15 protein-coding genes and 1 pseudogene are annotated in these 20,765 nt (G+C 70.3%); 8 read left to right on the top strand and 8 right to left on the bottom strand.

Annotation, left to right across the window (positions count from 1 at the left end; genetic code table 11):
* Nucleotides 1-80: 80 nt before the first annotated feature.
* On the top strand, nt 81-1,619 hold the full coding sequence (gene hutH / locus LE548_RS22565; RefSeq protein WP_225098762.1) for a histidine ammonia-lyase: 1,539 nt from the start codon (nt 81-83) through the stop codon (nt 1,617-1,619).
* 50 nt (nt 1,620-1,669) lie between these two features.
* Here the strand turns inward: hutH and LE548_RS22560 are convergent, their stop codons facing one another.
* The gene (locus LE548_RS22560; RefSeq protein ID WP_225098739.1) at nt 1,670-2,446 is read right to left on the bottom strand and encodes a hypothetical protein; all 777 of its coding nucleotides are present in this window, start codon (nt 2,444-2,446) and stop codon (nt 1,670-1,672) included.
* Nucleotides 2,447-2,498: 52 nt separating this feature from the next.
* Nucleotides 2,499-2,804 carry an LAETG motif-containing sortase-dependent surface protein gene (locus LE548_RS22555; RefSeq protein ID WP_225098738.1) on the bottom strand — a complete coding sequence of 102 codons (306 nt, stop codon included), beginning with the start codon at nt 2,802-2,804 and terminating at the stop codon, nt 2,499-2,501.
* A 109-nt stretch (nt 2,805-2,913) separates the two neighbouring features.
* On the opposite strand from LE548_RS22555, the gene LE548_RS22550 reads away from it, so the two are divergent.
* The 5 genes from LE548_RS22550 to LE548_RS22530 all read left to right on the top strand — a co-directional run bounded on the left by LE548_RS22550 (nt 2,914) and on the right by LE548_RS22530 (nt 10,654).
* Entirely contained in the window at nt 2,914-3,258 is a 345-nt protein-coding gene (locus tag LE548_RS22550; protein WP_225098737.1) for a hypothetical protein, read from the top strand.
* Nucleotides 3,259-3,480: 222 nt separating this feature from the next.
* Entirely contained in the window at nt 3,481-4,728 is a 1,248-nt protein-coding gene (locus LE548_RS22545) for an Ig-like domain-containing protein (RefSeq protein ID WP_225098736.1), read from the top strand.
* A gap of 146 nt (nt 4,729-4,874) precedes the next feature.
* Entirely contained in the window at nt 4,875-6,341 is a 1,467-nt protein-coding gene (locus LE548_RS22540; protein WP_225098735.1) for an ABC transporter permease, read from the top strand.
* An 88-nt stretch (nt 6,342-6,429) separates the two neighbouring features.
* Nucleotides 6,430-7,113, top strand: a complete 684-nt coding sequence (locus tag LE548_RS22535) for an ABC transporter ATP-binding protein (RefSeq protein WP_225098734.1) — start codon at nt 6,430-6,432, stop codon at nt 7,111-7,113.
* Nucleotides 7,114-7,354: 241 nt separating this feature from the next.
* Nucleotides 7,355-10,654, top strand: a complete 3,300-nt coding sequence (locus LE548_RS22530; RefSeq protein WP_374116158.1) for a S8 family serine peptidase — start codon at nt 7,355-7,357, stop codon at nt 10,652-10,654.
* Between the two features lie 3 nt (nt 10,655-10,657).
* On the opposite strand, the gene LE548_RS22525 is transcribed toward LE548_RS22530, so the two are convergent.
* Nucleotides 10,658-11,581, bottom strand: coding sequence for a helix-turn-helix transcriptional regulator (locus LE548_RS22525; RefSeq protein WP_225098732.1), 924 nt, complete (start codon nt 11,579-11,581; stop codon nt 10,658-10,660).
* A 172-nt stretch (nt 11,582-11,753) separates the two neighbouring features.
* Between LE548_RS22525 and LE548_RS22520 the strand changes: the two genes are divergently transcribed.
* Nucleotides 11,754-12,797 (top strand): NAD(P)-dependent alcohol dehydrogenase, encoded by a 1,044-nt coding sequence (locus LE548_RS22520; protein ID WP_225098731.1) that lies wholly within the window; start codon nt 11,754-11,756, stop codon nt 12,795-12,797.
* 120 nt (nt 12,798-12,917) lie between these two features.
* On the opposite strand, the gene LE548_RS22515 is transcribed toward LE548_RS22520, so the two are convergent.
* The 5 genes and pseudogenes from LE548_RS22515 to LE548_RS22495 form a co-directional block, all read right to left on the bottom strand.
* Nucleotides 12,918-13,649 (bottom strand): hypothetical protein, encoded by a 732-nt coding sequence (locus tag LE548_RS22515; protein WP_225098730.1) that lies wholly within the window; start codon nt 13,647-13,649, stop codon nt 12,918-12,920.
* A 590-nt stretch (nt 13,650-14,239) separates the two neighbouring features.
* On the bottom strand, nt 14,240-14,833 hold the full coding sequence (locus tag LE548_RS22510; RefSeq protein ID WP_225098729.1) for a DUF4291 domain-containing protein: 594 nt from the start codon (nt 14,831-14,833) through the stop codon (nt 14,240-14,242).
* Nucleotides 14,834-14,922: 89 nt separating this feature from the next.
* Entirely contained in the window at nt 14,923-17,358 is a 2,436-nt protein-coding gene (locus LE548_RS22505; RefSeq protein WP_225098728.1) for a SpoIIE family protein phosphatase, read from the bottom strand.
* Between the two features lie 130 nt (nt 17,359-17,488).
* Nucleotides 17,489-18,202: pseudogene (gene msrA / locus LE548_RS22500) on the bottom strand (peptide-methionine (S)-S-oxide reductase MsrA).
* Between the two features lie 215 nt (nt 18,203-18,417).
* Nucleotides 18,418-19,536 (bottom strand): hypothetical protein, encoded by a 1,119-nt coding sequence (locus LE548_RS22495; RefSeq protein ID WP_225098726.1) that lies wholly within the window; start codon nt 19,534-19,536, stop codon nt 18,418-18,420.
* A 129-nt stretch (nt 19,537-19,665) separates the two neighbouring features.
* On the opposite strand from LE548_RS22495, the gene LE548_RS22490 reads away from it, so the two are divergent.
* Nucleotides 19,666-20,765 (top strand): cystathionine gamma-synthase (locus tag LE548_RS22490; protein WP_225098725.1); only part of this gene is annotated, 1,100 nt, incomplete at its 3' end.

The raw sequence follows: 20,765 nt of genomic DNA, 5'->3' as shown, positions 1-20,765 counted from the left end.
GCCACAGAACAAGTAAGGGGTGCCGCCGGTCCCCACTAGTGACATCCCCGCATTCAATGCGTACGCTCCTGAATATGGATATGCACACTGTGGTGGTGGGGACGTCCGGTGTCACGGCGTCCGACGTTCTCGCCGTGGCGCGCGGCGGTGCCCGCATCGAGCTGTCGGCGGAGGCGGTGGCGGCTCTGGCCGCGGCCCGGGAGATCGTGGACGCGCTGGCCGCGAAGCCGGACCCGGTCTACGGCGTCTCCACCGGCTTCGGCGCCCTGGCGACCCGGCACATCAGCCATGAACTCCGCGCCCAGCTGCAGCGCAACATCGTCCGCTCGCACGCCGCCGGCATGGGGCCGCGGGTCGAGCGGGAGGTCGTACGAGCCCTGATGTTCCTGCGGCTCAAGACCGTCTGCTCCGGGCACACCGGTGTGCGGCCCGAGGTCGCGCAGACCATGGCCGACGTGCTGAACGCCGGGATCACCCCGGTCGTGCACGAGTACGGCTCCCTCGGCTGCTCCGGCGACCTTGCCCCGCTGTCCCACTGCGCCCTCGCCCTCATGGGGGAGGGGGACGCCGAGGGGCCGGACGGGGTGGTGCGGCCGGCGGGCGAGCTGCTCGCCGAGCACGGGATCAAGCCCGTCGAGTTGCGCGAGAAGGAGGGCCTGGCCCTGCTCAACGGCACCGACGGCATGCTCGGCATGCTGGTCATGGCCCTCGCCGACCTCGACACCCTTTACAAGTCCGCCGACGTCACCGCCGCCCTCAGCCTGGAGGCGCTGCTCGGGACGGACAAGGTGCTCGCGCCCGAACTGCACGCCATCCGGCCGCATCCGGGGCAGGGTGCCTCCGCCGCCAACATGCTCGCCGTGCTGAAGGGCTCCCAGCTCACCGGGCACCACCAGGACGACGCCCCGCGTGTCCAGGACGCCTACTCGGTGCGCTGTGCCCCGCAGGTCGCCGGTGCCGGCCGGGACACGATGGCGCATGCCTGCCTGGTCGCCGAGCGTGAGCTGGCCTCCGCCGTCGACAACCCGGTCGTGCTGCCCGACGGCCGCGTGGAGTCCAACGGCAACTTCCATGGCGCGCCCGTCGCCTACGTCCTGGACTTCCTCGCCATCGCCGCCGCCGACCTCGGCTCCATCGCCGAGCGCCGTACCGACCGGCTGCTCGACAAGAACCGCAGCCACGGGCTGCCGCCGTTCCTCGCGGACGACGCCGGTGTCGACTCCGGGCTCATGATCGCTCAGTACACGCAGGCCGCGCTCGTGAGCGAGATGAAGCGGCTCGCCGTACCGGCCTCGGCGGACTCCATCCCGTCCTCCGCCATGCAGGAGGACCACGTCTCCATGGGCTGGTCGGCCGCGCGCAAGCTGCGCACCGCCGTCGACAACCTGACCCGGATCATCGCCATCGAGCTGTACGCCGCCACCCGCGCCATACAGCTGCGCGAGGGCCTCGCCCCGGCGCCCGCCTCGCAGGCCGTCATCGACGCCGTGCGCGCCGCCGGGGTGCAGGGGCCGGGCCCGGACCGGTTCCTCGCGCCCGACCTGGCCGCGGCCGACGCCTTCGTGCGCGGCGGCCACCTGGTCGCCGCGGCGGAGTCGGTCACCGGCCCGCTGCGGTAAGGACCCGAAGGAGAGGGGCCCCTGCCGTGCGCGGGGGCCCTGTTTCTACGTCACTTCAGCTTGGCCTGCTGGGCCTTGACGACCTCCGGCGACACGGCGTACGCCTTCTTGTCCATCATCGCGCCCAGGTTCGACGTGAAGTAGACCGACAAGGTGGTCCCGGTCCGGACGACCTCGGCGTGGACGGGTGCCGGGTTCCCGTCACCGGTGTCCATGGTCGCGGTGAACGCCACCAGCCCGTCCCCGGCGGCGGTGGCCTTCTCCTCGGTGACCTTGGTGAACCTCGTCTTCGTGCCCGCCTGCGCGGCGGGGAAGCCGCTCGCACAGCCGGGCACGGCGGTGCGGACCGTGCCGAGTGCCTTGTCGGCGCCGTTCCCGTCGTACGAGGCCAGGGTGACCGTGGTGACGTCCCGGTCCAGGGACTTGTGGATGGACTCCTCGAACTTCCCGGTGGCCAGGTCCTTCATGGAAGTCGCCTGGTCCGTGGGGCCCTTCGTCTGGTTCTCCATGGCCAGGCGGTCGGTCTGGGCCGCCGCCTCGACCGGCGGGAGCCCGCTCATCACGCGGGCCAGCGGCCGGCAGAGCTCGCTGTCGGTCGTGATCGGCTTGGCGCGGCCGGCGGGAACCGGTGTCACCTTGTAGCCGGGCACCTCGCCCTCGGCGATGATCAGCTTCTTCAACTCGGCGGCGCTCAGCGCCTTCGCGGCCGGCTTCGCGGCATCTCCGGTGTTCTTCGCATCCCCGCCGGAACACCCCGTGACAAGGGCGAGCGACAGTGCACCCACGGCTGCGCCGGCGCACAGACGCACCCCCGATGATCTCTTCATGGGCGCACTATGCGGGAGCTGCCAAGAAATCGTCAACGGAAATTAAGGGACATCAAAAGCCCAGGCGCTCGCGGCGCACCGAATACACCACGAATCCGGCGCCCACCGCGAGGAAGGCCGTGCCGCCGACGACGTACGGCGTGGTGTCCGGGCTTCCGGTGTCGGCGAGTTCGGTGCCCTCCTCGGCGGCCATCGCCGACACCGCCCTGGCCTGCTGGGTCACCTGCGTGGTGGAGGTCTCCGCGGTCGCTCTGGCCGGGGAGTCCTGCGAGGCGTGCGCGGACGGGACGAACCACAGCGCGCAGAGCAGAGTGCCCGCGGCGGTGGCGGTCAGCAGCGGACGGCGAGCGGATGGCACGGAATATCGATCCCCTTGTGACGCTGGCGAATTGGCCGTGTGGGGCGATGTTAGTGAAAGGCGCGGGTCACAGGAAAGTCACGGGAGGTTTCAGTCGTACGCTCGCGCCATGAATGACGAAGAGACATCACGTTTTGTGCGGCTTCGGGTGGAGCTGGTCCTTGAGGTGCAGGACGAGGATCAGGTGACCAAGGCCGCGCTGCGCCGGCTCGCGCAGGATCCGGAGCTGCCGGAGGACGAGCGGACGCACGCCGAGGGCGCTGTGACGGAAGACACCGCGGAGGCCCTCGCCTATCTCGTGGACCCGTTCGACCTGGTCAGCGAGGTCCCCGGGGTGGAGCTCCAGCAGGCGTCCTGGTCGAGTGAGCGGATCGAATACGACCCTGACTCGCCGGACTGGGACCTCGACGAGGATGATGTGGAGGACGACGACGAAGTGGACGGCATGGGCTGAGCGTCCCGGGGCAGTTGACCCCGGACGGCAACCGCCGTCCGGGGTTTTGTCGTCTCAGGGGGCGCACGGTCGACTCCCGCACCACCCGCGCCGTGGCGGACGTGGTGTGTCCCACAGATCCACTGGACGGGGAACGGGACGGTGCGGCCGTAGCGTTGAAGGTTAAAGGTTCTTACGGGGATTCTCGGGGATCGCGACTCGTCAACGATGGAGAAACTTGTGATGACGGACAGTAGGCGGCGCAGGGGTCTGATGGCCGCGTCCGCTCTGCTCGGCAGTGTGCTGATGCTCTCGGCGTGTTCCGGCGGTGGCAAGGCCTCCGCCACCGGCAGCGCGGACAACTCGCAGGCCAAGGCCGACGCGGCCGCTGCGAAGAAGTCGTCCGAGGCGCAGATCACGATCACCCCGAAGGACGGCTCCGACAACGCGTCCATCAACAACTCCGCCGCCGTCACGGTCAGCAAGGGCACCCTCACGGCTGTCCAGATGACCACCCAGGACGGCAAGGCCGTCGCCGGTCAGCTCTCCGCCGACCAGCACAGCTGGAAGCCGACCGTCCAGCTGCAGCGCTCGACCACGTACAAGGTCTCCGCCGAGGCCAAGGACTCCCAGGGCCGTGTGGCGCACGAGAACGCGTCCTTCACCACGGTCTCCCCGGCCAACAGCTTCATAGGCACCTACACCCCGGACGACGGCTCCACCGTCGGCGTCGGTATGCCCGTGTCGATCAACTTCGACAAGGCGATCACCAACAAGGCGGCCGTCCAGAAGGGCATCACGGTCTCCTCCAGCAGCGGCCAGGAGGTCGTCGGCCACTGGTTCAACGCCAACCGCCTGGACTTCCGGCCCGAGCAGTACTGGAAGGAGGGCTCCACCGTCACGCTGAAGCTCGCGCTCGACGGTGTCGAGGGCGCGCCCGGCATCCACGGCATCCAGCAGAAGACGGTCACCTTCCACATCGGCCGCAACCAGGTGTCGTACGTCGACGCGAAGTCCAAGCAGATGAAGGTCACGCAGGACGGCAAGGTCGTCAAGACCATCCCGATCTCCGCGGGTTCGCCCGAGCACACCACGTACGAGGGCCAGATGGTGATCTCGGAGAAGTTCACCCAGACCCGGATGAACGGCGCGACGGTCGGCTTCAAGGACTCCGACGGCAAGGGCGAGTACGACATCAAGGACGTGCCCCACGCCATGCGCCTGACCAGCTCCGGCACGTTCATCCACGGCAACTACTGGGGCGCCCCGTCGGTCTTCGGCAACGTCAACACCAGCCACGGCTGCGTCGGCCTGCAGGACGTCAAGGGCGCGGGCGACGCGAACATGCCGGCCGCGTGGTTCTACAGCAACTCGCTGATCGGTGACGTCGTGGTCGTCCAGAACACCGGCGACAAGACGGTCCAGCCGGACAACGGCCTCAACGGCTGGAACATGGACTGGGCGCAGTGGAAGGCCGGTTCGGCCATCTGACGTCCCGTTCTCCACAGCTTTCTGATGCCGCCCCCAGGGGCGGCATCAGTGTTTCCGGGCCGGTCATGGGCGGGGCCACAGCCTTCTCATACTTCTTTTATGTCGGCCTTATGGTGTCATCACGGTCCGTCCCTAGCTTGCGGGCCATGTTCTTCACCTACCTGAGGCGCGAACTGCGCCGCCGCAGAAAGGCGGCTCTCGTCGTCGCCTCCGGACTCGCGCTGGGCATCGCGCTGGTCATCGTGGTCAACTCCGTGTCGAACGGCATGGGCAAGGCCCAGGACAAGGTCCTCCAGTCGCTGTACGGCCTGGGCACGGACATGACGGTCACCAAGGCGGCGAGCGCCGACACCAGCGGCGCGCAGCGGCCGCGCTTCCAGTTCGACGCCAAGGACAACGGCGACAGCTCGACGCAGAGCAGTGACCGGGTCATGGTGCAGGGCTTCACCACCCTGGCCTCCTCCACCGTCACCAAGGTCGGTGACCAGCAGGGCGTCGCGTCCGCGGTGGGCGGGCTGAGCCTGCGGGTGCTCAAGGTCAGCGGGCAGTTCACCCGCGGCCAGTTCCAGCAGAACGGCAGCGGCGGCGGATTCCGGCGGGGCGGCGAGACCGGGCAGCCGCAGGGTGAGGTCAAGGGCGGCGGCGCCAACTTCGACGTCAACCAGTACTCCGTCTTCGGCACCGACGTGACCAAGCCGGAGATCGGCCCGCTGACCTCTTCGAGGATCACCAGCGGCCGTACCTTCAAGACCAGCGAGACGGACGCCGAGGTCGCCGTCGCCGACGCGTCGTACGCCAAGGAGAAGAGCCTCAAGGTCGGCTCCACGGTCACCATCAAGAACGTGAAGTACACGGTCGTCGGCATCGCGACTGCCGACAGCGGCGACGCGGCGGCCAACCTGTACATCCCGCTCAAGCAGGCGCAGACGCTGAGCGGCGACGCGGACAAGGTCACCACGATCTACGTCAAGGCGACCGACTCCCAGCGGATCGACTCCGTCAAGAGCGCGATCCAGAAGAACGTCTCGGGTACGACGGTCACCACCTCCGCCGACCTCGCCAAGACGGTCTCGGGCTCCCTGTCCACGGCCTCCTCCCTCGCCACCAACGTCGGCAAGTGGCTGTCCGTCGCCGTGCTGGTGGCCGCGTTCCTGGTGGCCGGCCTGCTGACGTCGGCCGCGGTCTCCCGGCGCGTCCGCGAGTTCGGCACGCTGAAGGCGCTGGGCTGGAAGTCGGGCCGGGTCACCCGGCAGGTCGTCGGCGAGGCCGTCGTCAACGGCCTGGTCGGCGGCGCCCTCGGCATCGCCCTCGGCCTGGCGGGCGCCTATGCCGTCACGGACGTCAGCCCGACGCTGCAGGCGCAACTCGGCGGCGGAGGCGGCGGCTTCGGGGGCGGGGCCGGTGGTGGCGGCGGTTTCGGCGGTGGCGGCTTCGGCGGGCCGGGGCGTCAGGCGGCGAAGACCCTGGAGGTCGCCCTCACGGCGCCGGTGAACGTGACGACGATCGGCCTCGCGGTGGGCCTCGCGGTGGCGGGCGGGCTGATCGCGGGGGCGTTCGGCGGGTGGCGGGCGAGCAGGCTGCGGCCGGCGGACGCGCTGAGGCGGGTGGAGTAAGGCCCTTCCACAAGAGCCTCCCGTAAGAGCCCCTCGGCAACGGCCCCTTGTCCGTCCGCGCAGCATCCCGAACCTCCCAGGAGCCACCATGTACGAACTGAAAAACGTGACCAAGCGCTACACCCGGGGCAAAGACACCGTCCACGCCCTCGACGGCGTGGACCTGACCATCGGCGACGGGGACCGGCTCGTCATCCAGGGCCCCACCGGCGGCGGCAAGTCCACCCTCCTGCAGATGCTCGGCGGCCTCGACCGCCCGACGTCCGGTGAAGTGGTCCTGGACGGCATCGATCTGGCCACGCTCAGCGAGGCCCGGCTGACCAGGGTCCGCAGTGAGAACATCGGCTTCGTCTTCCAGTCCTTCAACCTCATCCCCACCCTCACCGCCCAGGAGAACGTGGAGACGGCCCTCGTCCCCCTCGGCATCAAGGTCAAGGAGCGCCGCGAACTCGCCGCCGAGGCCCTGCACTCCGTCGGCCTCGGCGAACGCCTCGGACACCTGCCCGGCGAGATGTCCGGCGGACAGCAGCAGCGCGTCGCCATCGCCCGCGCCCTGGTGAAGAAGCCCAAGGTGCTGCTCGCCGACGAGCCGACCGGCAACCTCGACGAGGGCATGCGGGACGAGATCATGGACGTACTCGAACGCCTGTGGAAGGAGCACGGGTTGACCTTCGTCATGGTCACCCACGACTCCGCCCTCGCGAAGAGGGCACCGCGGCTGGCCACCATCCGCAAGGGAAAGATCACGGTAAGGGAGAACGCCGGGGCCTGACGGCCCGCAACTCCGCTTTCCCATAGGTCACTCAGCGATTCTGTAACGGTGTCCCGTCCGCCGGGTAACAGTTTCCCGACCTTTCTCTTACCGTCCTTTCATTCGTTGAGACGTTTGATCGCCCCCCGGCATACTGCGCTTACCCGGGGGGCGACGTTCATGCGTACGAGACCACCCCCGGCCGGGTGAACGGGGAATTCGCCCGGTACTCCATCTCCAGGGGGAGATCTTGCGCAGACAAGTGAAGAGCGCTGCCGCGGCCACCGTGGCCGCGGCAGCGGCCGTCGCTCTCGCAGCGGGTGTGACCAGCCCGGCGTCCGCGAGGCCCGCGGAGCCCACCCCGACCGGCGGCTCCGCGCTCACCGCAAGGACCCACGTCACCCTCATCACCGGTGACCGGGTCGCCCTCGACGCCAAGGGCCGCATCGTCGGCCTGGAGCGGGCCAAGGGCCGCGAGCACATACCCTTCCAGGTCCGGCGGACCGAGGGACACACGCTGGTCGTCCCCGCCGACGCGGCCCGCCTGCTGGCCTCCGGCACGCTGGACCAGCGGCTGTTCGACGTCACCGAGCTGAACAAGGCCACCACCCGCAAGGCCCAGAAGAACGGCCTGAAGGTGATCGTCGGCTACCGCGGCGGTGCCGCGGCCGCCAAGGCCGGCGTCCGGGACGCGGGCCAGCTGCGCCGCACCCTGACCACGCTCGACGCCGACGCCGTACAGACCCCGGTGCAGGACACCACCGCGCTGTGGCACGCCGTCACCGCCGGCGCCGAGGTCGCCTCCGGCATCGCGCACGTCTGGCTCGACGGCGTCCGCACGGCCTCCCTCGACACGTCCGTGCCGCAGATCGGCGCGCCGACCGCGTGGAAGGCCGGCTACACCGGCAAGGGCGTGAAGGTCGCCGTCCTCGACACCGGCGTGGACACCAGCCACCCGGACCTCAAGGACCAGGTGATCGCGTCCAGGAACTTCTCCGCCGCCAAGGACGCCGCCGACCACTTCGGGCACGGCACCCACGTCGCCTCCATCGTCGCGGGCACCGGCGTGAAGTCGGGCGGGAAGTACACCGGCGTGGCACCCGGCGCCGAGATCCTCAACGGCAAGGTCCTGGACGACACCGGCTCCGGAGACGACTCCGGCATCCTCGCCGGCATGGAGTGGGCCGCCTCCCAGGGCGCCTCCGTCGTCAACCTCAGCCTCGGCGGCTACGACAGCCCCGGCATCGACCCGCTCGAAGCCGAGGTGAACAAGCTGTCCGCGACCAAGGGCATCCTGTTCGCCATCGCCGCGGGCAACGACGGCCCGCACTCGATCGGTTCACCCGGCAGCGCGGACGCCGCGCTCACCGTCGGCGCCGTCGACAAGCAGGACAAGCTCGCCGACTTCTCCTCCACCGGCCCGCGCGTCGGCGACGGCGCGATCAAGCCGGACGTCACCGCGCCCGGCGTGGACATCACCGCCGCCGCGGCCAAGGGCAGCGTCATCGACCAGGAGGTCGGCGAGAAGCCCGAGGGCTATCTGACGATCTCCGGCACCTCGATGGCCACCCCGCATGTCGCGGGCGCCGCCGCGATCCTCAAGCAGGAGCACCCCGACTGGGGCTACGCCGAGCTCAAGGGCGCGCTGACCGGCTCCGCGAAGGGCGGCGCCTACACGCCGTTCCAGCAGGGCTCGGGCCGTATCGCGGTGGACCGGGCCATCACACAGTCCGTGATCGCCGAACCGGTCTCCGTGAGCTTCGGCGTCCAGCAGTGGCCGCACACCGACGACAAGCCGGTCACCAAGAAGGTGACGTACCGCAACCTCGGCGACCAGGCCGCCACCCTCACCCTGAGCAGCACCGCCCTCGACCCCAAGGGCAAGCCGGCCCCGGCGGGCTTCTTCACCCTCGGCGCGCGCCAGGTGACGGTCCCGGCGCACGGCACGGCCTCCGTCGACCTCACCGTCAACACCAAGCTGGGCGGGACCCTCGACGGCGCCTACTCGGCGTACGTGACCGCGACCGGCGCCGGCCAGAGCGTCCGCACGGCGGCGGCGGTGACGCGCGAGGTGGAGTCGTACGACGTCACGGTGAAGTTCATCGGCCGCGACGGCAAGCCGACGAAGAACTACAGCGCCGGCCTCACCGGTGTCGCCGGTCTCGCGAGAGGCACGGACGTGAGCCCGTACGACGCGTCCGGCACGGTGAAGGTGCGCGCGCCGAAGGGCACGTACATCCTCAACACCGCCGTGTTCGCCGACCCCGGCAACTGGGGCAAGGGCGTCGACTGGATCGCCCAGCCGAAGCTGACCGTCGGCAAGAAGCAGACGATCACGATCGACGCCCGTAAGACGAAGCCGGTCGACATCACCGTCCCGGCCAAGGGCCTCACCTCGCAGTTCGCCTACCCCGGCTTCGACGTCAAGGCCGGCGACGGCGACTACGGCTACGGCTTCTTCCTGGACTCGTACCAGAACTTCCGCACCGCCCACCTGGGCCCGCAGCTGCCCGCCGGGTCGCTGTACCAGCAGTGGGACGCCCACTGGTCCAAGGGTGCGAGCGATGAGTACGACGTCACCACCGGCGGCCCGGCGGGGCAGCTCGCCACCGGCTACACCAAGCACTTCAAGGCGAGCGACCTGGCCACGGTCAAGGCCCGGCTCGGTGCCGCCGCGAGCGGCAAGACCGGCTCGATCAGCGCCACCGGCTGGCTGCCCGGCAGCTCCGGCGCCTCCTCGGTCGACCTCCCGCAGAAGCTGCCCGGCACCCGGACCCTGCACCTGTCCGCCACCGGCGGGGTGAACTGGCAGCTGGCGTTCACCCAGTACGGCGGGAAGGGCAAGGACGGCTCCGCGCTCGCCGACGCGGGCTACCAGCTCGGCGAGTTCACCTTCAAGGCCGGCCGCACCTACACCAAGACGGTCAACACCGCGGTCTTCGGCCCGCACGTCGGCGGCGGCTTCGGCCTGTTCCGGGGCGGCAACGAGATCTACGGCTCGCTGCCGCTGTTCGCCGACTCCGCCAAGCACGCCGGATCCTCCGACTTCACCTCGGTGACGACGACCCTGTACCGCGACGGCACCGAGGTCGGCTCCAACGACGACCCGCTGTCCGGCCAGGTCTTCAAGGTGCCCGCCGGTGACGCCGCGTACCGGCTGACCACCTCGGTCAAGCGGTCGGCCAAGGTCGCGGCGGCCTCGTCCCGCATCGACGCGACCTGGACCTTCCGCTCCAGGAAGCCGTCCGGCGACTTCGCCGAACTGCCGTCCTCCGCCCTGCGCTACGGCATCGAGACCGGCCTGGACAGCCGCGTCGCCGCCGGCAAGACGGTCACCTTCCCGGTCACCGTGGAGGGCTCGGCCGTCGGCAGGAACCTCAAGTCCCTGACGGTCTACGTCTCCTACGACGGCAAGACCTTCAAGAAGGTCGACGTCAAGGGCGGCATGATCACCCTGAAGAACCCGGCGAAGGGCACGTCCCTCAGCCTCCGCTCCAAGATCACCGACAAGCAGGGCAACACGTCGGAGATCACGATCTGGGACGCGTACTTCGGCACGTGACGGTTACTGGACCGTTGGGGCCGGGCGCGTCGCGTCCGTGCCCCAACTGGCCAGCAGACGCAGGGAGTCGGCGGATGGGGAGTCCGGTTCGGCGTGGTAGGTGATGAGGGACTGGTCCGCGTCGCCCGTCAGGCGGAAGGACTCGAAGTTCAAGGAGAGATCGCCGACCAGCGGGTGGTGCAGGTGCTTGACGCCGTGGTTCTTCTCCTTGACGTCATGCGTGGCCCACAGCCGCCGGAACTCCTCGCTCTTCACCGACAGCTCGCCCACCAGGGCCGACAGCCGTGGGTCGTCGGGGTAGCAGCCGGCGTCCATGCGCAGCGCGCAGACGATGTCGATCGCCTTCTGCTCCCAGTCGACGAAGAGGTCCCGGTATTCGGGCCGCAGGAACACCAGCCGCGCCCAGTTCCGCTCGCCCGGCGCCAGCTCCGCCCAGTCACCGAAGACCGCCGCCGCCATCCGGTTCCACGCCAGGATCTCCGAGCGGCGCCCCACGATGTACGCCGGTACGCCGTCCATCGTGTCCAGCAGCTGCCGCAGCGCGGGGCGCACGTGCTGCTGCCGGGCCGCCGGCTTCTTCTTGTGCGACTTCGGCTTCGCCAGATGCGTGAGGTGCGCGTGCTCGGCGTCCGTCAGCCGCAGGGCCCGCGCGATCGCGTCCAGCACCTCCGCCGAGACATTGCGGCCGTTGCCCTGCTCCAGGCGCGTGTAGTACGCCACCGACACCCCGGCCAGCTGCGCCAGCTCCTCGCGGCGCAGCCCGGGCACCCGCCGGTGCCGGCCGAAGTCCGGCAGCCCCACGTCCTCCGGCTTCAGCCGGGCCCGCCGGGTGCGCAGGAACTCGCTCAGCTCGGCCCGCCGGTCCAGGGCACGCCCGGCTCCGGCCGCCTGTCCCGGCTGATCGCCCTGTTCGCCCGTACGTTCCATACGTCCAGTATTCCTGGTCGTACGTACAGCATCCTGACCCCGCCAGTAGTACGCACCGCAGTCGTACGCAAGGCCGTGATCTGGGCGGACCGAGGGACGTGCGGCAGGCTGGTGACCGTGTCCGGCGGAAGGCAGCCGGACACGACACCCCCCTTGCTAGGAGAACCCCGGCATGACCACTGTTGTTGCCGCGTACGCCGCGCCCGCCGCGAAGGCCCCGCTGGAGCGGACGACCATCGAGCGGCGCGCGGTCGGCGAGTTCGACGTCCTGATCGACATCAAGTTCGCCGGTATCTGCCACTCCGACATCCACCAGGCCCGCGAGGGCTGGGGCGAGGCCATCTTCCCGATGGTGCCCGGCCACGAGATCGCCGGCGTCGTCTCCGAGGTCGGCTCCGGCGTGACGAAGTTCGCCGTCGGCGACCGGGTGGGCGTCGGCTGCATGGTCGACTCCTGCCGTGAGTGCGAGAACTGCCTGGCCGGCAACGAGCAGTTCTGCCTCAAGGGCATGGTCGGCACGTACAACGCCGTCGGCAAGGACGGCGAGCCCACCTACGGCGGCTACTCCGAGAAGATCGTCGTCGACGAGAACTTCGCCGTCCGCATCCCGGACGGCCTCTCCCTGGACGTGGCCGCCCCGCTGCTCTGCGCCGGCATCACCACCTACTCCCCGCTCAAGCACTGGGGCGCCGCCCCCGGCAAGAAGGTCGCCGTGATCGGCCTGGGTGGCCTCGGCCACATGGGCGTCAAGATCGCGCACGCGCTCGGCGCCGAGGTCACCGTCCTGTCCCAGTCCCTGCGCAAGAAGGACGACGGCCTGAAGCTGGGCGCCGACCACTACTACGCGACCAGCGATGAGAAGACCTTCCAGGAGCTCGCGGGCACCTTCGACATCATCCTCTCCACGGTCTCGGCACCGCTCGACTTCGGCGCGTACCTCTCTCTGCTGAAGACCGGCGGCGCGCTGGTGAACGTGGGCGCCCCCGAGGAGCCCATCGCGCTGAACCTCTTCTCGCTGATCGGCGGGAACAAGACCCTGGCCGGTTCGATGATCGGCGGCATCGCCGAGACCCAGGAGATGCTCGACTTCTGCGCCGAGCACGGTCTGGGCGCCGAGATCGAGCTGATCGAGGCGAGCCAGATCAACGAGGCGTACGAGCGTGTCGTGGACTCGGACGTGCGGTACCGCTTCGTGATCGACACGGCGACGATCTGACCTGCGGTGATCGAGGGGCCCCGGCGGAAGGCAACGCCGGGGCCCCTCAGTGTGTCGCCGTGCGCCGCCCAGCTACCCGCGCCTGCCCGGGTGTGCTCTCCAGCGCCCCGGGCTACTCGACTACTCGACGGAGAAGCCCTCCCCGGCGCCGTAGGACCGGACGACCGCACCCCCGGTGCCCTCCGCGGGTCGCACCACGTGGACTCGCCCGCGTCCCGCGACCCGCACCTCCCCGTGCTCCACCGCCAGCAGGGTGTTCTCGTCCACGGCGACCCCGAACGGCACCGATCCCCGCCCGACCGCCGTGACCAGCCGGGCCAGCGTCCCCCACTGCGCCGCATGGACGTCCACCGTGAACGGCACCAGCCCCAGGCCGTCCCGCACCTCGACCTCCGCCAGGTCCTCCCCGGTCTCCTCCGGGCACACAGGCACCCCGTCCACCAGCCAGCCGCCGACCACCGCCCGGCGCCCGGCGACGGCCGCACCGGCGGAGAACCCCGCGTACGGCACACCGCGCGCGGCGAGCAGCCGCGGCAGCCCCTCCCGGCCGGCGGTGAGCGCCTCCTGGTACGCGGGCGTCAGGCCGCCGCAGACCAGCAGCCCGTCGACCCCCGCCAGCGCGGACTCCGGCTCCAGCCGGCCGCCGAGCGGCACCAGCAGCGGCACCGGCGCGCACGGGCCCGCCGTGCGCAGCGCCGCCGCGTACCGCTCGAACTGGTCCGGCCCGTCCCCCTCGTCGACGATCAGACAGCCGATGCGCGGCGGCGGCCCGTCCCCCGTGCCCGCCGCCCGCAGGAACGGCGCGTACACCTCGGGCGCGTCCCACCCACCGCCGATCAGAAATGTGCTCAACCCGAATCCCTCCCGGTATTCCCCGGGGAATGTACGGGGAGGCGGGCGACACCGTCCTCTGAATTACCCGGCCCGCCCGACCGCCCGACCGCCCGACCGCCCGACCGCCCGCCCGCCCGGTCCGGCCGGGCCCGGCAGCCAGTGCTCGGGTGGCCGGTCAGGCCGTCCCGGACGGCCTCGGTGTCCTCGGGGGCAGCAGCGTGGTGTCGGAGAGGGCGGGGACCGAGACGTCGACCGCGACACCGTAGTCGGAGCAGTAGGGAGGCATCACAGTCCGGCCGGACCGGAGGGGAGCCAGTCGGTGTGGCGTTCGCGGAGCCGGTCCCGTTCGGCGGGTGCGGCGAGGATGACGTCCGCGCCACCGTCGTAGGGATGGTGGATCCGTCTCAGTTCCGTCTCAGTTCCGTGTCGGTGATGAACACCTCGACGAGCGTCTCGTCGGCGACGGCGCGCAGCAGGTCGTCGAGGCAGCCGTACCGCCACGGGCGCCGGTCCGCGTACAGCCGACCGGGCAGGAGACGCCGGTACCGGAGAGCCTGTGCTGCCGTGTGACCCGTGGGCCGGAGCCGGCTGTCGGCTGGAGCTGCCTGTCATCCGCGTAGGTGGGCAAGAAGCTCGTCTCCAAGGGGATAGGAGCGTTCCTGGGGCAGCAGCCGGGCGGCGGCGCCCAGATCGCCACTGCTGACCAGGGCGTGGATCTCGTGGGCGAGTGGGGTCACGTCGCGGATGGCGACGGTCCACTCGTCCGCGTAGCGTCGTGCGGCCTCACCGCAGAGGCCGAGTTGCAGAGACCGGTACGGCAGGGGTTGCAGGCGCAGATCCCGCTCGGGGTCCCACTGCACGCGAGCGGGCGCGCGCTTCAACTGACGCTGCCAGGCGGCCTGGTCCGGATGTACGCCGCGGACGTAGCTCGACAGGCACGCGTGGCGCAGCGCCCACTCGAAGCCGGCACGGCTGATCTCGACCGCGAGAACGGTCTCCTGCCCTTCCTTGGCAGCCCAGCCGCATCGGTACATCATCCAGAGAAACGACGGCTTGATCCACGTCATCCTGTCGCGCTTCCACGCGGCGGGGAAACGGCCCTCCTGGACGGCGGGCAGGCCGATTTCCGGGGCGTACGCCTGGTACACGGTGATCGTGGAGTCCGCGTAGGCCGCACGGATCTCGCGTTGCGGGTGTGCCATGGCGTACAGCGTGGAGTCGGCCGGTTCGGGCGGCCACTGATTTTCGACCGGACGCGCTCCGGTGAGCCCGAGGACGGGGACTCCACCAGTCATGCGGGCGGCAGAAGCTGCTCGGTCCAGACGGTCTTGCCGTCGTGGGTGTAGCGGGTACCCCACCGCTCTGTGAGCTGCGCGACCAGGAAGAGCCCGCGTCCGCCCTCGTCCGTGCTGAGGGCCCGCCGGAGGTGGGGCGACGTGTGGCTGGTGTCGGACACTTCGCAGATCAGGCAGTGCGTACGGATGAGGCGCAGGGTGACGGGACCGGCTGCGTACCGGTAGGTGTTGGTGACGAGCTCGCTGGCGACCAGCTCGGTGGTGAAAGCCAGTTCGGCCAGCCCCCATTCGGTCAGTTTCGACGTGGTCAGCTCTCTGGCACGGGCGGCGGCGGTCGCCTCCAGGGGAAGCTGCCATGAGGCGACATTCTGTGGCCGCAGAACCCGGGTACGGGCGATGAGCAGCGCGATGTCGTCGGTGGGGAGGTGGTCCTTGGGCAGCAGCGCTTCGACCACGGCGTGGCAGGTGTGGTCCAGAGGTTCGGTGGCGTGGGCGAGACATGTGCGCAGGTCTTCCAGCGCGGCGTCTATGTCGCCGTTGCGTGCCTCCAGGAGGCCGTTGGTGTAGAGCGTGAGCAGGCTGCCCTCGGGGAGGTCGAGATCGTACGTTTCGAAAGGCAGTCCGCCCAGGCCCAGTGGTGGCCCCGCGGGCAGATCGAGCACGGTCACTTCGCCGTCCGGGGCGGACACCATCGGCGCCGGGTGGCCGGCGCGTGCCAGGGAACAGTGCTGGGAGACCGGATCGTAGACCGCGTAGAGGCAGGTGGCTCCGAGCGTCTGCTCGATCGCCGACTGGTTGCCATCAGCGTTCGCCTCCAGCTCGGTGGCCAGCAGACTGACCAGATCGTCCAGCCGCGCCACCACCTCGTCCGGTTCCAGGTCGAGGCTGGCCAGGGTGCGCGCGGCGGCGCGTAGACGGCCCATCGAGGCCGCAGCGTGGATCCCGTGGCCGACCACGTCTCCGACAACGAGGGCGACCCGGGCCCCTGACAACGGAATCACGTCGAACCAGTCACCGCCGATGCCCGGTTCACCGCTGGCCGGGAGGTACCGGCAAGCCGCCTCCACGGCCGGCAGGTCGGACGCCGTGCTCGGCAGCAGACTGCGCTGAAGAGTCAGAGCGGCGCTCTGCTGCTGGGTGAAGCGGCGCGCGTTGTCGATGCAGACGGCCGCACGCGAGGAAAGCTCCTGGGCCACCGCAGCATCATCATCCTCGAAAGGCTGCGAATTGCGCGACCGCCACAGGCTCACCAGGCCCAGTACCAGGCCGCGCGCAACCAGGGGCACCGCGATCAGCGAATGAACGCCGAGCCCCAAGGCGATCTCGACCCGCCGCCGGTCCATGGCGTACCACTCGGGGCGGAGAGACAGCAGCCCTTCGAGAATCGGGCGACGCTCGGCCAGGCACCGCGCCTGCGGAGATTCCGGAAGCAGCGGAACCACGTCGCCCTCCCGGAACGGGACGCGTTGTTCCGGTGGTGAGAGTGCGGCCCGGAGCAGTGGACCTGCCATACCGGGAACTGGTTCGTCACCAAGTGTCACGGGCTTGAGGAGGTCCACCGAGCAGTAGTCGGCCAGGCCGTGGACGGCCACCTCGGCCAGTTCCCGAGCAGTCTGAGTCACGTCCAGCGAGGTTCCGATCCGGGCGCTCGCCTCGTTCAGCAGGGCGAGCCTGCGTTGCGCCCGGTGGCGGTCGGTCACGTCCTCGATCGTCTCGGCCACGCCGAGAACCCGGCCCGAGGGGTCCTCCATCCGGAACGCCGAGACCGACACGATCCGTTCCCGACCTGGATTGTGGCGTGCCCGGGCGGACTGCTCTGTGAAGATCAACGGCTCGCCGGTCTCCAGAACATGCCGTACCCGTTCCTCTGCCGGACCGGCGTCCTCGTCGACCATGAATTCGCGGGGGTGGCGGCCCACCGGCGCCGAGGCCGGGACGCCGCTCGCCTTCTCGACCGCACGGTTGACCCGGATGACTCTCCTGTCCGGGCCGTGGATGACCAGACCGATCGGGGACCGGTGGTACAGGCCGTCCAGCAGCGCGCGGTCCCGCTGCCAGGCGATGACCTCCGCGGCAGGAGCACCGACCAGGAGCCACTCCTTACAGCCCCCCTCCCGGCTGATCGCGCGGGCACGGAATCCCATCTCCATACGGCGCCCGTCGCGGTGCCGGACGGGCAGGACGCCGAACCAGCCCCCTGCCTTCAAGGCGTCCACGACCACGGAGCGCGCGACCGGCAGGTCACAGGCGTCGACGAGGAGGCCCTGCCACGCCCGTCCGATCACTTCCTCGGCCGGATAGCCCAGCAACTCCTGTGCGCGTGGGCTCCAGCCGACCACGGTGCCTTGATCGTCAAGCACAGCCGAGGCCCCACGCCCGAGCGCGAATGGATCCTCAGGACTCTCGCTGAAATGCATCGACGATGTCCCCATAGTCACCACCTTGCCTCCGTGCCTCCGATGTTCCTCCCCGTGGTCTCCGTCCGCGACTCTCACGTTCCTCTCGGCCCGGAGCTTCGGCAGGAGTGCCCTGGCCGGCCGAGCCGGACGCGAGCTGATTCGGCTACTTCTCCGAAACCTCCGGCGCCGACGCGATGCCCGTCGGGCACGACGCGCCCCAGTTCGTCTCGAACGGGGCACTCAGCTCGACCCCCGTCCCGCCCAACCCTCAGTAACCGGCCGGGTTCCTGTCCAGGTACTGCTGGTGATATGCCTCCGCCGGGTAGAAGGGGCGGTCGGTGGCCGGGAGGATCTCCGTGGTGATCGTGCCGTAGCCGGAGGAGGTCAGGACCTTCTGGTACGCCGTGCGGGAGGCTTCCGCCGCCGTGGTCTGTTCGGGGGTGTGGGCGTGGACCGCCGAACGGTACTGCGTGCCCACGTAGTTGCCCTGGCGGAAGCCCTGGGTCGGGTCGTGGGACTCCCAGAAGGTCTTCAGCAGGCGGTCGTAGGTGATCACCTCCGGGTCGTAGACCACGCGGACCACCTCCGTGTGGCCCGTCAGGCCCGAGCAGACCTCCTCGTAGGTGGGGTACTCGGTGTATCCGCCCTGGTAGCCCACCAGGGTCGTGTACACGCCAGCCGGGAGCCGCCAGAACGTGCGCTCGGCACCCCAGAAACAGCCCAGGCCGAAGTCGGCGATCTCCAGCCCCTCGGGGTACGGGCCGAGAAGAGGGGTGCCGAGGACGGTGTGGCGGTCGGGGACCTCGTAGGCGAGCGAGGGGCGGCCCGTGAGCGCCTGTTCGGGGGTGGGCAGCTGCGGGGTGCGGCCGAAGAGCATGGGGTCTCCCTGTCGGCCCGGGGGAGGGCGGGCGGTGCCGGCCAGGGCGGCCGGCACGCAGGGAGAGCGTCCGGGTGGGTGGCCGAATTCCGGTCACCACCTCGCCGTCACCGTCGTGTCATCACCGTCCGTCGGGTCATCACATCGTGTCAGCGCCGTTGTGTTCCCTCCGATCTCCTTCGACTCTCCGGCCACCGCCCGGGGTTCGGCCCGGCTCAGCCCGGCAGGCTCGCCGGGCTGCCGCCGTTGGCCTCGTAACCGGCCACCGCCAGGGCGCGGTAGACGGCGAACTCGGCCGCCGGGTCGCCGGACAGGGTCCAGGGCAGGGCGCCTACGTGCCCGTCGACGTGTATCAGCTGCTGCATGGCCTCCGCCCAGCGTTCGGCGCGGACCAGGAAGAAGACCAGCAGATGGCGGACGTGCGCCAGCGTCGGGTCGTCGGGGCGGGCCGCGTGCACCGCGTGCAGGGCGCCGTGCATCGCCTTGGTGACGACCTCGCTCTGGTAGAAGCCCGACACCAGGTTCACCTCGGGCAGGTGCTCGAAGACCGCGAACAGCGGCAGCGCGGCGAGCAGCGAGCCCTGCGGGGCGCGGGCCGCGGCGGCCTCGGCGAAGGAGTACGCCAGCGCGCGCGAGCCGTGCCACTTCTCGCACCAGTAGTGCAGCGCGGCCAGATGCGCACCCATGTGATGCGGCGCGCGGTCGAGGATCTTCAGCCACAGCTGCTCGAACTCGGCCTGCGGATACGACAGTCCACGGGCGATGGACAGCTCGACGATGTACGGCACCGGGTCGCCGGGTGCCAGCAGCGCCGCCTGCCCGCACGCCTCCCGGGCCTCCTCCATGATGATCCGGAAGTCGTCCGTGCCCGGCGTCGACGTACGCCACGCCTGCTGCACCAGGAACTCCGCGTGCACGGCGGCGCCGCCCGCGTCCTTGGGCTGTTCGGCCCGCCATACCCGCAGCCACTGGCCGCCCGGCGTCTCGTGCACCCCGCCGGGGCGCTGCTGCAGCTCCAGCGCGGCGGCACCCGCGAAGGCCTGCACCCGCTGCCAGCGCCGTTCGCCCTCCTTCTCGGTGCCGGCCAGCAGCTGGGCGGCCGCGCGATAGTCCTGCGTGCGCTGCACGAGCTCCAGCACGTCCAGCAGGTCCTGGTCCGGGCCGGGCATCCGTATGTCCAGCTCCTCCTGGCGCACGAAGCCGTAGTCCGCCGGGTCGGCGGCGTCCGGGTGTTCCGGAGGAACCTGCTCGATCACTCCGCGCCTGCGCCGCAGGAACGGGAGCAGGACGAAGCTCAGCATGAGCAGCGCCATCAGAAGCCAGAGAATCGCCATGCCTCAAGCGAACCAGACCGCGCCGTCACATCGCCAACCCCCCGCCGCGAGGCTGTGGAAAACTCCCGTCCTGGTCATGACACACCTGCGGGCGACGGCATCCGGCCGGGCGGACTACGCTCGGTGCTCATGAGCGACACGCACATCAGTCAGCACTTCGAGACCCTCGCGATCCATGCGGGCAACACCGCGGATCCCCTCACCGGCGCGGTCGTCCCGCCCATCTACCAGGTCTCGACCTACAAGCAGGACGGCGTCGGCGGGCTGCGTGGCGGTTACGAGTACAGCCGCAGCGCCAACCCCACCCGTACCGCCCTGGAGGAGAACCTCGCCGCGCTGGAGGGCGGCCGTCGCGGCCTCGCGTTCGCGTCCGGTCTCGCGGCCGAGGACACCCTGCTGCGCACGCTGCTCACCCCGGGCGACCACGTCGTCATCCCCAACGACGCCTACGGCGGCACCTTCCGCCTGTTCGCCAAGGTCGCCACCCGCTGGGGCGTGGAGTGGTCCGTCGCCGACACCAGCGACCCGGCCGCCGTGCGGGCCGCGATCACCCCGAAGACCAAGGCCGTCTGGGTGGAGACCCCCTCCAACCCGCTGCTCGGCATCACCGACATCGCCGCCGTCGCCCAGGTCGCCCACGACGCGGGCGCCAGGCTCGTCGTCGACAACACCTTCGCCACGCCCTACCTCCAGCAGCCGCTGGCGCTCGGGGCGGACGTCGTCGTGCACTCCCTGACCAAGTACATGGGCGGTCACTCCGATGTGGTCGGCGGCGCGCTGATCGTCTCCGACCAGGCGCTCGGTGAGGAGCTGGCCTACCACCAGAACGCGATGGGCGCCGTCGCCGGCCCCTTCGACTCCTGGCTGGTGCTGCGCGGCACCAAGACCCTCTCGGTGCGCATGGACCGGCACAGCGAGAACGCCACGAAGATCGCCGACATGCTGACCCGGCACGCGCGCGTGACGCAGGTGCTCTACCCGGGCCTGCCCGAGCACCCCGGGCACGAGGTCGCCGTCAAGCAGATGCGGGCGTTCGGCGGCATGGTGTCCTTCCGCGTCGAGGGCGGCGAGGAGGCGGCTGTCGAGGTCTGCAACCGCGCCAAGGTGTTCACCCTCGGCGAGTCGCTCGGCGGTGTGGAGTCCCTGATCGAGCACCCCGGCCGGATGACCCATGCCTCCGCGGCGGGCTCCGCGCTGGAGGTCCCGGGCGACCTCGTGCGCCTGTCGGT

It is taken from the genome of Streptomyces sp. CoH27, assembly GCF_020181035.1.
Classification (GTDB): Bacteria; Actinomycetota; Actinomycetes; order Streptomycetales; family Streptomycetaceae; genus Streptomyces; species Streptomyces camelliae.
Note: the sequence above shows the minus strand (reverse complement) of the source record. Positions and strands in the feature narration are given on the sequence as shown.

Excerpts from the sequence above, each read along its gene's own strand:
- hutH (WP_225098762.1), top strand. The coding sequence starts at position 81 with ATGCACACTGTGGTGGTGGGGACGTCCGGTGTCACGGCGTCCGACGTT.
- LE548_RS22560 (WP_225098739.1), bottom strand. The coding sequence starts at position 2,446 with ATGAAGAGATCATCGGGGGTGCGTCTGTGCGCCGGCGCAGCCGTGGGT.
- LE548_RS22550 (WP_225098737.1), top strand. The coding sequence starts at position 2,914 with ATGAATGACGAAGAGACATCACGTTTTGTGCGGCTTCGGGTGGAGCTG.
- LE548_RS22545 (WP_225098736.1), top strand. The coding sequence starts at position 3,481 with ATGACGGACAGTAGGCGGCGCAGGGGTCTGATGGCCGCGTCCGCTCTG.
- LE548_RS22540 (WP_225098735.1), top strand. The coding sequence starts at position 4,875 with ATGTTCTTCACCTACCTGAGGCGCGAACTGCGCCGCCGCAGAAAGGCG.
- LE548_RS22535 (WP_225098734.1), top strand. The coding sequence starts at position 6,430 with ATGTACGAACTGAAAAACGTGACCAAGCGCTACACCCGGGGCAAAGAC.
- LE548_RS22525 (WP_225098732.1), bottom strand. The coding sequence starts at position 11,581 with ATGGAACGTACGGGCGAACAGGGCGATCAGCCGGGACAGGCGGCCGGA.
- LE548_RS22520 (WP_225098731.1), top strand. The coding sequence starts at position 11,754 with ATGACCACTGTTGTTGCCGCGTACGCCGCGCCCGCCGCGAAGGCCCCG.
- LE548_RS22510 (WP_225098729.1), bottom strand. The coding sequence starts at position 14,833 with ATGGCACACCCGCAACGCGAGATCCGTGCGGCCTACGCGGACTCCACG.
- LE548_RS22505 (WP_225098728.1), bottom strand. The coding sequence starts at position 17,358 with ATGGGGACATCGTCGATGCATTTCAGCGAGAGTCCTGAGGATCCATTC.
- LE548_RS22495 (WP_225098726.1), bottom strand. The coding sequence starts at position 19,536 with ATGGCGATTCTCTGGCTTCTGATGGCGCTGCTCATGCTGAGCTTCGTC.